Annotated in this window: 12 protein-coding genes and 5 tRNA genes; 4 read left to right on the top strand and 13 right to left on the bottom strand. The window is 65.1% G+C overall.

The window, feature by feature from the left end; all coding sequences use genetic code 11:
- The 6 genes from tuf to rlmB form a co-directional block, all read right to left on the bottom strand.
- Positions 1 to 1,151: elongation factor Tu (gene tuf / locus VN634_03380; protein ID HXC49899.1), on the bottom strand; the 1,151-nt coding region annotated here is incomplete at its 3' end.
- A 164-nt stretch (positions 1,152 to 1,315) separates the two neighbouring features.
- Positions 1,316 to 1,391 (bottom strand) — tRNA-Thr (locus VN634_03375).
- A gap of 51 nt (positions 1,392 to 1,442) precedes the next feature.
- A tRNA-Gly gene (locus VN634_03370) sits at positions 1,443 to 1,516 on the bottom strand.
- Between the two features lie 78 nt (positions 1,517 to 1,594).
- A tRNA-Tyr gene (locus VN634_03365) sits at positions 1,595 to 1,681 on the bottom strand.
- Positions 1,682 to 1,720: 39 nt separating this feature from the next.
- Positions 1,721 to 1,796, bottom strand: a tRNA-Thr gene (locus tag VN634_03360).
- 274 nt (positions 1,797 to 2,070) lie between these two features.
- On the bottom strand, positions 2,071 to 2,961 hold the full coding sequence (rlmB, locus tag VN634_03355; protein HXC49898.1) for a 23S rRNA (guanosine(2251)-2'-O)-methyltransferase RlmB: 891 nt from the start codon (positions 2,959 to 2,961) through the stop codon (positions 2,071 to 2,073).
- Between the two features lie 26 nt (positions 2,962 to 2,987).
- Here rlmB and lptF point away from each other — a divergent pair, with 26 nt between their 5' ends.
- Positions 2,988 to 4,217 carry an LPS export ABC transporter permease LptF gene (lptF, locus tag VN634_03350; protein HXC49897.1) on the top strand — a complete coding sequence of 410 codons (1,230 nt, stop codon included), beginning with the start codon at positions 2,988 to 2,990 and terminating at the stop codon, positions 4,215 to 4,217.
- Positions 4,214 to 5,293 (top strand): LPS export ABC transporter permease LptG, encoded by a 1,080-nt coding sequence (gene lptG, locus VN634_03345; GenBank protein ID HXC49896.1) that lies wholly within the window; start codon positions 4,214 to 4,216, stop codon positions 5,291 to 5,293. Before lptF ends, lptG begins: the two co-directional genes overlap by 4 nt.
- 57 nt (positions 5,294 to 5,350) lie before the next feature.
- Here the strand turns inward: lptG and VN634_03340 are convergent, their stop codons facing one another.
- Both VN634_03340 and VN634_03335 read right to left on the bottom strand, forming a co-directional pair.
- Positions 5,351 to 6,520, bottom strand: coding sequence for a cytochrome P450 (locus tag VN634_03340; protein HXC49895.1), 1,170 nt, complete (start codon positions 6,518 to 6,520; stop codon positions 5,351 to 5,353).
- Positions 6,517 to 7,254 (bottom strand): TetR/AcrR family transcriptional regulator, encoded by a 738-nt coding sequence (locus VN634_03335; GenBank protein HXC49894.1) that lies wholly within the window; start codon positions 7,252 to 7,254, stop codon positions 6,517 to 6,519. Before VN634_03335 ends, VN634_03340 begins: the two co-directional genes overlap by 4 nt.
- 56 nt (positions 7,255 to 7,310) lie before the next feature.
- On the opposite strand from VN634_03335, the gene VN634_03330 reads away from it, so the two are divergent.
- Entirely contained in the window at positions 7,311 to 7,907 is a 597-nt protein-coding gene (locus tag VN634_03330; GenBank protein HXC49893.1) for a pyridoxamine 5'-phosphate oxidase family protein, read from the top strand.
- Here VN634_03330 and VN634_03325 read toward each other — a convergent pair.
- From VN634_03325 to VN634_03305, 5 genes are all read right to left on the bottom strand, one after another.
- Positions 7,879 to 9,252, bottom strand: a complete 1,374-nt coding sequence (locus VN634_03325; protein HXC49892.1) for a CmpA/NrtA family ABC transporter substrate-binding protein — start codon at positions 9,250 to 9,252, stop codon at positions 7,879 to 7,881. The two genes, VN634_03330 and VN634_03325, sit on opposite strands and share 29 nt — an antisense overlap.
- 319 nt (positions 9,253 to 9,571) lie before the next feature.
- A complete protein-coding gene (gene argC, locus VN634_03320; protein HXC49891.1) occupies positions 9,572 to 10,600 on the bottom strand; it encodes an N-acetyl-gamma-glutamyl-phosphate reductase in 1,029 nt (342 codons plus the stop codon).
- Positions 10,601 to 10,621: 21 nt separating this feature from the next.
- Entirely contained in the window at positions 10,622 to 11,020 is a 399-nt protein-coding gene (gene rpsI, locus VN634_03315; protein HXC49890.1) for a 30S ribosomal protein S9, read from the bottom strand.
- A 40-nt stretch (positions 11,021 to 11,060) separates the two neighbouring features.
- Positions 11,061 to 11,504 carry a 50S ribosomal protein L13 gene (rplM, locus tag VN634_03310; GenBank protein HXC49889.1) on the bottom strand — a complete coding sequence of 148 codons (444 nt, stop codon included), beginning with the start codon at positions 11,502 to 11,504 and terminating at the stop codon, positions 11,061 to 11,063.
- Positions 11,505 to 11,595: 91 nt separating this feature from the next.
- Positions 11,596 to 11,672, bottom strand: a tRNA-Asp gene (locus tag VN634_03305).
- Between the two features lie 156 nt (positions 11,673 to 11,828).
- On the opposite strand from VN634_03305, the gene VN634_03300 reads away from it, so the two are divergent.
- A complete protein-coding gene (locus VN634_03300; GenBank protein HXC49888.1) occupies positions 11,829 to 13,451 on the top strand; it encodes an AMP-binding protein in 1,623 nt (540 codons plus the stop codon).
- Positions 13,452 to 13,453: the final 2 nt, after the last annotated feature.

The raw sequence follows: 13,453 nt of genomic DNA, 5'->3' as shown, positions 1-13,453 counted from the left end.
CGGCCGCCTTCGCGGATGGCGAAGCGCAGGCCTTCGTCCATGGCGATCGGCATGATCAGCGTAACCTGGAGCTGAACCGTGTCGCCCGGCATCACCATCTCGGTTCCTTCCGGCAGCGTGCAGACGCCCGTGACGTCGGTCGTGCGGAAGTAGAACTGCGGGCGGTAGCCGTTGAAGAACGGCGTGTGACGGCCGCCTTCTTCCTTGGTCAGCACGTAGGCTTCGGCCTGGAACTTGGTGTGCGGCGTGATCGAACCGGGCTTGGACAGAACCTGCCCGCGCTCGATCTCTTCGCGCTTGGTGCCGCGCAGCAGGCAGCCGACGTTGTCGCCGGCCTCGCCCTCGTCGAGCAGCTTGCGGAACATCTCGACGCCGGTGATCGTCGTCTTGACGGTCGGCTTCATGCCGACGATCTCGATTTCCTCGCCGACTTTGATGCGTCCGCGCTCGATACGACCCGTGGCAACCGTGCCGCGGCCCGAGATCGAGAACACGTCTTCGACCGGCATCAGGAACGGCTTGTCCACTTCGCGAACCGGCTGCGGCACGTACGTGTCGATGGCCGTCATCAGCTCTTCGATGCACTTGATGTGCGCGGCGTCGGTCGGATTGTTCAGTGCCTGCAGCGCCGAGCCCTTGATGATCGGGATCTCGTCACCCGGGAAATCGTACTTGGAAAGGAGCTCGCGAACTTCGAGCTCGACGAGCTCGAGAAGCTCGGCGTCGTCGACCATGTCGGCCTTGTTCAGGAACACCACCATGCGCGGTACGCCGACCTGGCGGGCGAGAAGAATGTGCTCGCGGGTCTGGGGCATCGGGCCGTCGGCGGCGGAAACCACCAGGATCGCGCCGTCCATCTGCGCGGCGCCGGTGATCATGTTTTTCACGTAGTCGGCGTGGCCCGGGCAGTCGACGTGCGCGTAGTGGCGGTTCGGAGTCTCGTACTCGACGTGCGCGGTCGCGATCGTGATGCCGCGCTCGCGCTCTTCAGGGGCCTTGTCGATGTCTTCGAAGTTGACCTGCGAGGCAAGTCCCTTCTTGCTCTGAACCAGCGTGATCGCCGCCGTAAGCGTCGTCTTGCCGTGATCGACGTGACCAATCGTACCCACGTTGACGTGCGGCTTGGTACGTTTGAATGTTTCCTTGGCCATGGCCTGACTCCTTCTGCTACCGCTGCTTTGCCTGAACTCGCTTACTGAACGTTCGGGCTCGCGCCCTCTCTAATTAACGTTCGGGCTCGCGCCCTCTCCATTTAGCGTTCGGGCTCGCGCCCTCTTCATCTGCCGGGCGTTCGCCGTGAACCGGATTCTGTTGCTGGAGCCCACGACCGGACTCGAACCGGTGACCTCGTCCTTACCAAGGACGTGCTCTACCTACTGAGCTACGTGGGCAACCTCCGAACACGTAGCGGCCCTTCGCCGCACGACCTTGTGGAAAAACGAAGCGGGAGACGAGAATCGAACTCGCGACCCTCAGCTTGGAAGGCTGATGCTCTAACCATCTGAGCTACTCCCGCACGAACTCTTTCACCGTGGGTCGCAGCGGCTTGCCAGGCAGAATCCGATCTGTTCGCGGCGCGCGCGCCGAAGGAAAATGGTGGAGAGGGAAGGATTCGAACCTTCGTAGGCAAATTGCCGGCAGATTTACAGTCTGCTCCCTTTGGCCACTCGGGTACCTCTCCGCTTAGCCGTCTCTCCGGTTCCTTCGGACATGCGTGACATGGAGCCGATGGCCAGACTCGAACTGGCAACCTACTGATTACAAATCAGGTGCTCTACCAGTTGAGCTACATCGGCACCGCAAAACATTGATCGGATCCAGCCGGCTTCCTTCCTATTGATGTTCGGGCTCTCGCCCTCGCATTTAACGCTCGGGCTCCCGCCCTCACATTCATATTCCGGAAACCGCTCAACCCTCCCTGGCAACACCCCGCCCACGGCGCTTGACGCCAGAACGAGTGCCCCAGGTTCTGAAATCGAAACCCGGGCTACTATCGACCGACTGCTGAGGTGTCAAATCGGGCCGGAAAAAATCCGTGATTCCGGCATTTCGGCGTGGGTCGCTTCGAGGCTACCGATCCGACCGGCGGGGTGCCGGCGTGTCCTTTCCGAACAGATCGCCGTCGAGAAGGCGATAAATCGCCAGACCGGCGGCGACGGATGCGTTGAGCGACTCGACACGCCCCCGCATGGGCAAGCGGGCGAGCTCATCGCAATGTTCGGCGACCAGGCGATGCATCCCCTCGCCCTCCGCGCCGATCACGAGCCCGATGCGATCGCCGGTACGCGGATCGTCACCGGCCCGCGGCACCACGGCGGTACCCTCGGCGTCCAGGCCGAGGATCCAGAATCCGGCCTCCTTCGCCCGCTGCAGCGAGCGGCCGAGGTTGGTGACCCGCGCGACCGGCAGAAAGACCGCTGCGCCGGCGGAAACCCGCATGACCGTGGCATTGACCTGCGCGGCTCTGCGCTCCGGGATCACGGCGGCGGACGCACCGGCCGCCTCGGCAGTTCGAAGCACCGCGCCGAGGTTGTGGGGATCGGCGATCGAATCGAGGAAGACGACCAGGCCTGGCCGCGCAAGGATGTCGTCGAGATCCGCGTAGGCGTACGCGATTTCCGCTGCGACACCCTGGCAGCGCGCGCCGGCCATCTTGTCGCACTCACCCTTGCCGGTCATCGAGACCGGCACTTTGACCTCGTGAGCACGCGCGGCCAGCCGCTGGCTGCGACCGCCGGCCGTCTCCTCGAGATACACGCGATAAACCGACGCGACGTTCGGGAGGCGATCCGCGTCGGCGAGGCTCGTTGCACCGGCACCGCCCTGATTCCGGCCGCGGCGGGAGATCGCATCGAGCACCGCTTCGACAGCGTTGGGGCCGGCGACCAGAACCCGCTCGGTATCACGGTTGTGCGTCGGCGACTCGGCGCGCGCTTTGGCGACGTAGGATTTGCGGGACACGGCCCGTTCATTACACTCCCGCATTCATGGGTAAAACCCTGCGAAGGTATCTCCTTCGCGAGATCGGCGGTGCCTTCCTCGCAGGGATCGCAATTTTCACGTCGATTCTCTTCCTCGTGAAAGTCGTCGCGCTGATCGAGCTGATCTTCGCGCGGGGCGTGCCGGCGGCCCTCGTGCTGCGACTTCTGGCTGCGATTCTTCCGTCGTTCCTCGAAGCGACGCTTCCGATGGCATTTTTGCTGGGCGTCGTCGTCGCGCTCGGCCGCATGGCGACCGACCACGAAACGGTGGCAATTCGCGCGGCCGGAATCAGCGTCTGGCAGGTGCTGCCTCCGGTTCTCGTGCTCGCGCTCGTCGTCGGCGTCTCGACGCTGGCGCTGTCGATGACGGCGCGACCATGGGGACATCGCGAGATCGAGCGCACCGCATTCGAGATCGCCAAAACGCGCGCGTCGGCCGCGCTTCGGCCGCACTTTTTCAACACCGAGTTCGAACACATGGTCGTCTACGTCGATCGCATCGATGACGACACGGGCGATCTCGTCGGCGTGCTGCTGTCGGACGAGCGCGGACAAGCTGGCAGCCAGACCGTGTTCGCGCGCAGCGGACACGTCGGCGCGCACGAGGATTCCGGCCGGCTTTTCCTGCAGCTGCTCGACGGAACCAGCGTCACGTCGCGCGGCAATCAGGCCGAGTACGACGTGACCAGCTTCCGCTCTCTCGAGGTCAGCCTCGAGCTGCGCACGGCAACCGGTGCGAAGACCGAAAGCGACGAGCCGGCGACGCTGCGCTGGGACGACATGCGTGCCGAGCTGTCGAGCGGTGACGCGGGCCGCGCACGCGAAGCCGCGATCGAGCTGCACCGGCGCTTCAGCCTGTCGGCGGTTGCAATCGCGCTTGCGATGCTCGGCTGCGCGCTCGGACTTTCGTCGACGCCCGCATCGCGCGGACGGGCGGTCGCAATTTCGATCGGCACGATCCTCGCGTTCTACGGGCTCCTGACGATCGCGGTCGCGCTTGCGCGGTCACAGGCGCTCGCACCTGCCGTCGCGCTGTGGCTGCCCGATCTCGTGCTTGCGTCGTTCTCGCTGTGGACGCTCTCGCGGATCGCACGCGACCGGTCGCCACTTCCGCTGCTGCTGCCCGCAAGCGCAAGCGCCGGCGGCACGCGCAGGAACGCCGTTCGTGCGTTTCTCGGATGGCCTGCACGCGCTGCGCAGCCGGAGCCCGCCGGCCGCGTGCGAGGCGGCCCGTGAGCATCATCTGGCGGTATCTTGCGCGCACGTGGACGCTGACGTTCGTTGCGGCGATCCTCGCGGGCGCGTCGCTGTACGTCGTCATCGACGTGTTCGACCGTATCGGTGAGGTCCTGCCGTTCTCGCCGTCGTCGACATCGCTGGTGAGCTACTTCCTCTTCAAGCTGCCGAAGATCCTGTTCGACGTCTTTCCCGCCGCGAGCCTGCTCGCGACCCTCGTGTCGATCGGCGTGCTGTCGCGCAGCCGGGAAATCCTCGCGCTGCGCGCGTGCGGGATCAGCACGCGGCGGATCGCCGCACCGATCATCACGTGTGCGCTGCTGCTCAGCATCGGGGCGCTGTACTGGAGCGAAAACGTCGTGCCGGTGGCGGCGACGCGCTCGCGGTGGCTGTGGGATGTCGAGCTCAAGCAGAAAGTCTATCGCGGCGTCTTCGACGCGGCGTCGATCTGGTACCAGAGCGACCGCGGCTTCGTGCACATCCGCCGCTACGACGCCGGCACGCGCAGGATCAGCGGCCTGACCCTCTACGAAGCCGACCGGCAGTTTCAGCTGCATCGCGTCGACGAAGTCGATTCGGTCACGTGGCAGGACGGCCGCTGGATCGCGTCCGGCGGATTGGTGAAGGAGCTCGACGGCAACGACCTGCGCGTGCGTCCGCTCGCTCCCGGAGAGTTCGTGCTCGACGAGGATCCGGAGAACCTCGCAGCCCGAAAGCGACGGCCCGAAGAATTCAGCTTCGCCCAGCTCCGCGACCAGATCCGTCAGCTCGAGGCGCGCGGTCTTGCCGCCGACGAGCTGCTCGTCGACCTGCATCACAAGCTCGCGTGGCCGTTTGCGGGTTTTGTCGTGGCGTTGCTCGGCGTGCCAGTCGCGCTTCGAGCCGGACGCGGCTCGGGTCTGGCAAGGGGAACGGCCGTCGGGCTCGTGATCGGCTTTGGATACTGGATCCTGACCGGCCTTGCGCTGTCGGCCGGAAGGACCGGCACGCTCTCGCCGATGGTTGCAGCGTGGAGCGCCAACGCGATCGTCGTCCTGCTATCGGCCGGAGCATTTGCGAATCGCGCCGCGCGCTGAAAACCCGGCGGCCCGCGGCGAGCTCGTTCGCCGCCATGTTCGGCGCGATCTTCGGCGCTACGTCCGAAAAGATGCAGGGAAGCTTTCGTACCCGTGCAGCACGTTGTTGTGCAGCACCTTCGGCTCTCCGACTTCGATGGCCTTTACGCGAGGAATCATCGCAAGCAGCAGCGACTCCATTTCCAGCTCGGCGAGAAACGCGCCCGCACAACGATGGGAACCGTACCCGAATCCGACATGGTCCTTCGCGTCGCGCGTGATGTCGAAACGATCAGGATCGGCATAACGCCGTTCATCGCGGTTGGCCGAGCCGAAGATCACGAGCACGCGCTGTCCGGCCGCCAGCGTCGCGTCGCCGAACGCAACGTCCTCTGACGCAAAACGCGTGAAGGCTCGCACCGGCGCATGCATGCGCAAGGTTTCGTCCACGGCTCCCGCGACGAGCCCGGGCGTGCTCCGCAGCAGCTCCCACTGTTCCGGATGAGATCCGAGCTCGAAGAGCAGATGGCCGCTCGCCAGGATGGTCGTGTCCAGACTCGGTGCAATGTAGTCGATGAGCATTCCCGGAACGTCGCCATGTTCGACGAGACCCGCGTCGGCGGCACCGAACAGCCTCGCGGCCCAGCCGTCGGGATTCAGGCGCGCGCGATCCATGCCGGCAGCAAAGGCGGCCATCTCCATCGCCAGCGGAAACGCAGCCATGCCGCGATCGTTCGCAGGGCCCAGGGCATCGAAGATAGCTGCCGCCCAGTCGAGCATTCGCTCGCGGCCGTCGTCGGGAAGCCCGACCAGCCGGGAGACGATGCTGACCGGCAGCAGCCGGGCGAAATCGACGACACCGTCGAAGTGCTCGCGCGAAGTAAGCTCGTCGATCAGCGTTTCGGCGAGGCGTCGCACCTCGTCGTGCACATCGCGCAAGCCGCTGCGGGTCATCGGCTTCATCACGACGCTGCGCAACCGGCGATGAAGATCGCCATCCGTAGTCAGCGTGACACGCGCAGGCTCGGCATTGACGAACGAATTGGCGGCAACGCCGTGGCCGGACAGGAGCACCGAATCGGCAAGCAGGGCCTGCCGCACGTCGACATGGCGGCCGACGGCCCACATGTCGTGCGCACTCAACCACACGAGCGGGCCGAGATCACGGATCGCCCTGTAAACAGGAAACGGATCCCGGATCGCGGAGTCGCTGTAGAGATCGGTGTCGATGCCCGGCTGTGCCGTCATCCGGATTTCCTCGCGGACTTCTTCGCGGCGCGGCCAGGCGCGCGCCGGCCCGTCGGGCGAATGGCGCGTTCGGCGCCCGGCAGGAGAATCGCGACGAGGCCGTCGGCATGTGCCTTTACCCAGCGTGGCAAGGTCGGCTCGACGCCCAGGAGAAGACGCGCCTCGGGCGCGTTCACGAACAGGATCGAAGCAGCACCGACCAGCACGTAATGGAAAAGCCGGTCGTTGATCGGGGCGGCGACACCGTCGCGTTGCAATCGTTTCCACATCGAGCGGCCGGCTTCGTAGAGCGGCCGCACGTGATGTTCGACCATCCAGTCGAGACGCTCACTCGAAACCGTGGCCTCGTGCACCATGATGCGGTTGAGCTCGGGATGCGCAGCCGCGAAGCGCACGAAGTGCCGGATCATTTCTGCGAAGGTCGCGGCACGTACGGCGCGTAAGGAAGGATCGACCGAATCCGTCGCGAACGAAGTGAGGTCGAGTTGCCCCATCTCCTGACCGAGCTTCGCGAACAGGTGGTCGACGGCAGCGCACCACAACGCCTCTTTTGATTCGAAGTGGTAATGGATCTGCGGCTGGTGCGCACCGATGCGTCGCGCGATGGCGCGCGTCGACGCGCCGTCGAACCCCTTCTCGGCGAACTCCGCCAGCGCGGCGTCGAGCAGCTCCTCACGGATCTCGTCGCGGACCACCCGGGTCCGCGGCTGCGCTCTGCTCCTTGCAGTCGGCATCGCATCCGTAGTATGGACTATTATCACTCGATAACAAGGATCGGAGGAACCCTGTCATGAAGCTTCTCCCGCTTGCCGCGAACCCGTTCACCGCCCCGACGGACCGGGACATGCTGCCGTCCGAACGACGCGAGTTCGTCCGCACGCACCGAACCTGCGTCTTCGGATACCCGCGACGCTCGGACGGACCGTCGATGTCTATCGTCTATTACATCCCGACGGACGGCGATGACCTTCTCGTCTCCACGATGCGCGGGCGCGCGAAGACGACGGCCGTTGCGCGCTCCGGCAAAGTCAGCCTCTGCATCCTCGACGAGCGCTGGCCGTTTGCCTACCTGCAGGTGTACTGCAACGCCGGCGTCGAAACGGATCCCGACGTGGTCGTGGACGTGATGATGGCGGTCGCCGGCCGGATGTCAGGCCAGCCGCTTCCGGCCGAGGCGCGTCCCGTGGTGGAAACCATGGCCGCGCAGGAAGACAGAGTCGTGCTGCGCTGCACTCCGTATTCCACGTTCGCGCAGCCTCCGCGTCATCTGCACCGCAACGATCAGGCCGAAAAGGTCACGCACTGGATCGCGGCGAGCATGCCGTGGGACGCGTCCGACAGCGACGCTTCGATCGCGGTCACTTCCGCCCGATCGCAAACTTCCTGAGATATTCGTTCGGATGACGGCCGTCGTAGGCGATGCCGTCGATGAAGTTGCCTGCCGGAAGATCCTTGAAGCCGTCGGTCTGTGGAATTTCCGCTTCGGTCATCTCGCCCTTCGCGACCAGTTCTTTGGCTGCGTCGTTCCAGATGTCCGGACGATAGACCTTCTTTGCGAGGTCGATGTACCACTCGTCGGGTTTGGCCTCGAGCTGCCCCCAGCGCCGCACCTGCGTCAGCCACCAGATCGCGCCCGAGTAGTAAGGGTACGTCGCATGGTCGCGATAGAACACATCCCAGTCCGGTTCGTCGCGCAGATCGTCTTCGCCGTAGCCGAATTTGCCGTCGAGCATTCGCGAGATGATCGCGTAGTCGGCGCCCACATATTCGGGCCGCGAGAGGATCTTTGCGGCTTCGTCGCGATGCTCGGTGCTCGCATCCAGCCATTTGCCGGCCTGAAGGAGCGCGCGAACGATAGCTTTCAACGAATTGGGGTTTTTCTCTCCCCACTCTTTGGTCACGCCGAAGACTTTGTCGGGCAGGCCTCGGTGCGTGAAGTAGCTCGACGTGACCGGCACGCCGAGGCCGCGCACCGAGATCTGCGTGTGCCACGGCTCGTTCACGCACACGCCCTGGACGGTTCCGGCCTGAAGCACCGCCGGCATCTGCGGCGGCGGAGTAACCGAGAGCTGCACATCGGCGTCGGTGACGCCGTCGGAGTCCGTCGGCGTGTAGAAGCCGGGATTGATGCCGCCGGCACCGAGCCAGTACCGCAGCGAATAGTTGTGGACACCCACCGGGTACGTCATCGCCATCTTGAACGGCTTGCCCTGGTTCTTGAAGTCTTCGAGCGCAGCCTTGAGATACTCGGCGCTGATCGGATGTCTGGGTTTGCCGTTCTCGTCGCGCGGCAGCTTCGGTTTCATGAGCTGCCAGACCTCGTTCGAGACCGAAATGCCGGCACCGTTCTGCGACATGACGAACGGAACGATGATGTCCGCTTTGGTCAGCAGACCTTCCGTGTGGCCGAGTGGCGCGGGAGCGAGCATGTGCGAGCCGTCGAGCTCGCCGTCGATCACGCGATCCATCAGCGACTTCCAGTTCGCCTGTGCTTCGAGCGTGACGAACAGGCCTTCCTTCTCGAAAAACCCCTTCTCCTTGGCGATGACGAGCGGAGCGCAATCGGTCAGTTTGATGAAACCGAGCTTGATCTCGTCTTTTTCGAGCGCGGCCGCATGACCGACGGTCGCGGCAACTGCCACGACGAGCGCAGCGGCGAGCATCCGGGCCGCAGTCGCCGCCATTCCTTTCCGTCGCGTGTCGTTCGGATTGCCGTGGTTGCTGTTCGTCATCCTCGTCTTCCTCCATGCGTGCAAAAAAAAAACGCTGCGCGGTTTCGCGATCTTCCGTCTGTACAGGAAGAACGCGGCCGGCAGCGTTGCCACGAGACTCGGCGTCGAGTCGAAACAGACGATACACCGGCGCGTGCCGGCGTCGTCGCGTTGCCCGGATTGAGCACGACTCGTGCCAGAGAGTGAAACGCGGAAAACGCCGCAGGAAGGATGACGGCGCGCAGCAAGTCGGCATCGACCCGCGTCCCGTGCCGCCTGTTTGTGCGTCGTTGCACAACGGTTGCGCACGCCGGCGGCGGCAGAACCTGCGCCGCAGGGCTCAGGGAAGCGCGGGCAGAAGCTCGAGCGCCGTCGTCTCCGGTACGCCGATCATGCAGTTCAAATTCTGCACCGCCTGCCCGGCTGCACCCTTTCCGAGATTGTCGATTGCCGAGATCAGCACGACGCGGCCGGTGGCCGCATCGCGCACCCATGCGATCTCGATCAGGTTCGTGCCGCGCACCGAGCGCGGCTCGGGCAGCGCGCCGCCTTCGAGCAGGCGCACGAACGGCTCGTCGGCATACGCCTCGCGAAGCAGTGCGCCGACATCGACGTCCTCGGCGATGTCCGCATAGATCGTGGTCAGGATCCCGCGCGCGATCGGAAGCAGCTGCGGAGTGAACAGAACCGCTCGCGACTCGCCCGCCGCGCCAGTCAGCTGCTCGGCGATCTCCGGCTGGTGACGGTGCTTTCCGACCGAGTACGGACGGATGTTTTCCGTGACCTCGGCAAACAGCTGATCGACCTTGGCGGCCCTTCCCGCCCCGCTCGTACCCGACTTCGAATCGACGAACACCGGCCCGCGCAGCTGTCCGGCAAGCGGCAGCAGCGGCATCAGCGCACTGGTCGGATAGCAGCCGGGATTGGCAACCAGCCGCGCACCGGCGACCTTGTCGCGCGCGTGCTCGGTCAGGCCATAGACGGCTTCGCTCGCAAGGGCCGGAGCCTGGTGCGCGCCGTACCACTTCTCGTACACGCCGAGGTCGTGGAACCGGAAGTCGGCTCCGATGTCGATCACGCGCACGCCCTGCTCGACGAGCGTGCGCACGACCGGAGTCGACGCGCCGTGCGGCAGCGCCGTCAGCGCGAAATCGACGCGGCCGGCGATCGCATTCGCATCGACAGCTTCGAGCGTGAGGCCGAGGAAATCGAGCGTGCGATGCACGTCGCCGAGCGCACGGCCCGAGGCCTGCTCCGACGTGACGACTTCCAGTTTTACGTTGGGGTGACGCGCGAGAAGGCGAACGGCCTCGGCTCCCGAGTAGCCAGTCGCTCCGACGACGGCCACCCGAACCAGCGAGGTTCCCATCATCTTCTCCAGGCTAATGAATCAGCGCTTCGAGTACTGCGGACGCTTGCGCGCCTTGTGGCGGCCGTACTTCTTGCGTTCGACGACGCGCGAATCGCGAGTCAGGAACCCGGCACGCTTGAGCGCGGGCCGAAGCTCCGGCTCGGCATCGACGAGTGCGCGGCAGATCCCATGACGGATCGCGCCGGCCTGCGCGGCAATGCCGCCGCCGACGACGGTCACTCGCACGTCGTATCCGGTCGGTCTTCCGATCAGCTCGAACGGCTGCGCGATGATCATGCGAAGCGTGGGCCTCGGCAGATACTCTTCGATCTGGCGACCGTTGATCGAGATCGCGCCGCTGCCGGGCCGTACCCACACGCGCGCGATTGCGCACTTGCGCTTGCCGGTTGCCAAAGTCTGATCGGTCAAAGCTGCCATGAGATTTCCGTTTGTCTGGTATTGCCGGCGCCCGCGGTCTTCAGACTGCGAGGTCGTGCGGCTGCTGGGCCGTGTGAGGATGCTCGGCACCGGCGTAAATCTTGAGCTTGGTCGCAAGCTGGCGGCCAAGGCGATTGCGCGGGAGCATGCCCACGACGGCCTGGCGGATCAGCTTTTCCGGATCCTTGGCGAGGATGTCGCCGGCGCTTCGCGCCTTGGTCCCGCCCGGATAACCGGAATGCGTGTAGTGGATCTTGCCCTTGGCCTTGTTGCCGGTCAGGCGGATGCGGTCGGCGTTGACGACCACGACGAAATCGCCGCAGTCGACGTGCGGCGTAAATGCCGGATTGTGCTTGCCGCGCAGGACGCCCGCGACGCGCGTTGCGAGCCTGCCGAGAACCTGGTCGGCCGCGTCCACGACGTACCACTGGCGCGCGGCGAGCGCCTCTTCGACCGAAAGGCTTCTTGTGACCTTCTGCTGCATGATGCCTCTGACTAACGCGATCCGTACCGAACTTTTGCGTCTTCGCGCTCTCGCGCTCAGTTTTCTGGATGTCCGACGACCCGGAAAGAACTGGCGGGGCCGACGAGACTCGAACTCGCGACCTCCGGCGTGACAGGCCGGCGTTCTAACCGACTGAACTACGACCCCGCATCCAATTATGGACCCGGTCGCGAACAACCGAGCCCGCGCTTCTAACAGATACCTTCATGGGAGCAAATCGCCACGCCGTCCCAACTCACGGTCAGACCTCGAACGCGCCCTGCTGTTCCCTTGGGTGGCAGGCTCGCGTAAGGAACGCCCTCCATGAGCCTTCGCGGTACAGGTCAAGGGGGCCCCGTCTCCCGTTTTCTCGAAGTTTTTGACGTCCTCGGCAGCACAGGAATGCTGCGGCCGAGCTTTCTCGGCGCGCTGGTCAAGCAGGGCGTCGGCAAGTACGGCTCGACCGTCGCCGGCGGCTTTGCGGCCTCTGCGGCCCGACGGCCGAAAGACATCGGTCTGATCGACGAGGTCGGCCCGCCGCTGACGTTCGAGGAGATCGAAACTCGAACCAACTCGATGGCACGCGGGCTGGCCGCGGCCGGCGTTCGCTGCGGCGACGGCGTCGGCCTGTACGCGCGCAACCACCGCGGATTCGTCGAAGCGTCGATCGCGCTCAACAAGCTCGGTGCCAACGCGCTGCTGCTCAACACCGGTTTCGCGGCACCGCAGCTCGCCGAAGTGCTCGAGCGCGAAGACTGCGGCGTGGTGCTGTTCGACGAAGAGTTCGCGCCGGTCGTGGAGCGAGGCGGCGGAAACCGCACGCGCATCCTGACGCTGTCGTCGAGCGACGGCATGGGCACGACGCTCGAGGATCTGGTTCGGGCGCACAGCGGATCGCCTGTCGACCCGCCGGCAAAACATGGTCGCATGACCATCCTGACGTCGGGCACGACCGGAGCTCCCAAAGGCGCAAAGCGCGCACCGCGCCGCACCAGCCTCGATACGTTCGTCGGAATGCTCGGACGCATGCCGCTGCGGGTCGGCGAGAAAAGCTTCGTTGCGGCACCGGCCTTTCACTCGTGGGGCGGCGCCCATCTCCTGCTCGGCGCGCTGCTGTCGAATACGATCGTCATGCGCAATCGCTTCGATCCGGAAGACACGCTGCGGACGATCGACGAGCACAAGCCGCAGGTGCTCGCCGTCGTGCCGGTGATGATGCAGCGGATCTGCGCGCTCGACCCGGAAGTGATCGGGCGTTACGACTGCCTCTCGCTGCGCGTGGTCGCGGCGAGCGGATCGGCGCTTCCCGGCGAGCTCGCGCTGCGCTGGATGGATACGTTCGGGGACAACGTCTACAACTTTTATGGTTCGACCGAAGTCGCGCAGGCCAGCATCGCGATGCCGGATGAGCTTCGCGCCGTACCGGGAACGGCCGGACGACCGCCGCGCGGCACCGTCGTCAAGATCCTCGATCCCGAAGGACGCGAAGTCCCGTGCGGCACGATCGGGCGCATCTTCGTCGCCAATGACAACCAGTTCGACGGTTACACCGGCGGCGGCGGCAAGGAGATCATCAACGGGATGATGTCGAGCGGCGACGTCGGGCATTTCGACGAGAACGGACTGCTGTTCGTCGACGGTCGTGACGACGACATGATCATCTCGGGCGGCGAGAACGTCTTTCCGCGCGAGATCGAGGACCTTCTGGCGGATCATCCCGTGGTGCGCGAAGCGGCCGTCATCGGCGTGGTCGACGAAGAGTTCGGCCAGCGGCTGAAGGCATTCGTCGTTCCCGAGCGTCTCGGCGCGATCAGCCAGGATGACCTCAAGAGCTACGTCAAGGAACACCTCGCACGCTACAAGGTGCCGCGCGAGATCGTCTTCCTCGAAGAGCTTCCGCGAAATCCGACCGGCAAGGTCCTGAAGCGCGCGCTGCGCGACCTGTAGCC

The sequence above is a fragment of the Candidatus Limnocylindrales bacterium genome, assembly GCA_035571835.1.
GTDB lineage: Bacteria > Desulfobacterota > Binatia > UBA1149 > CAITLU01 > DATNBU01.
The sequence above is the reverse complement of the archived record's forward strand: the minus strand, read 5'-3'. Positions and strand labels throughout refer to the sequence as shown.

Bases quoted from the DNA above. Each gene is read 5' to 3' on its own strand.
- argC (HXC49891.1), bottom strand. From the start codon at position 10,600: ATGGGAACCTCGCTGGTTCGGGTGGCCGTCGTCGGAGCGACTGGCTAC.
- rpsI (HXC49890.1), bottom strand. From the start codon at position 11,020: ATGGCAGCTTTGACCGATCAGACTTTGGCAACCGGCAAGCGCAAGTGC.
- rplM (HXC49889.1), bottom strand. From the start codon at position 11,504: ATGCAGCAGAAGGTCACAAGAAGCCTTTCGGTCGAAGAGGCGCTCGCC.
- VN634_03335 (HXC49894.1), bottom strand. From the start codon at position 7,254: ATGCCGACTGCAAGGAGCAGAGCGCAGCCGCGGACCCGGGTGGTCCGC.
- VN634_03330 (HXC49893.1), top strand. From the start codon at position 7,311: ATGAAGCTTCTCCCGCTTGCCGCGAACCCGTTCACCGCCCCGACGGAC.
- VN634_03325 (HXC49892.1), bottom strand. From the start codon at position 9,252: ATGACGAACAGCAACCACGGCAATCCGAACGACACGCGACGGAAAGGA.
- VN634_03340 (HXC49895.1), bottom strand. From the start codon at position 6,520: ATGACGGCACAGCCGGGCATCGACACCGATCTCTACAGCGACTCCGCG.
- VN634_03300 (HXC49888.1), top strand. From the start codon at position 11,829: ATGAGCCTTCGCGGTACAGGTCAAGGGGGCCCCGTCTCCCGTTTTCTC.
- lptF (HXC49897.1), top strand. From the start codon at position 2,988: ATGGGTAAAACCCTGCGAAGGTATCTCCTTCGCGAGATCGGCGGTGCC.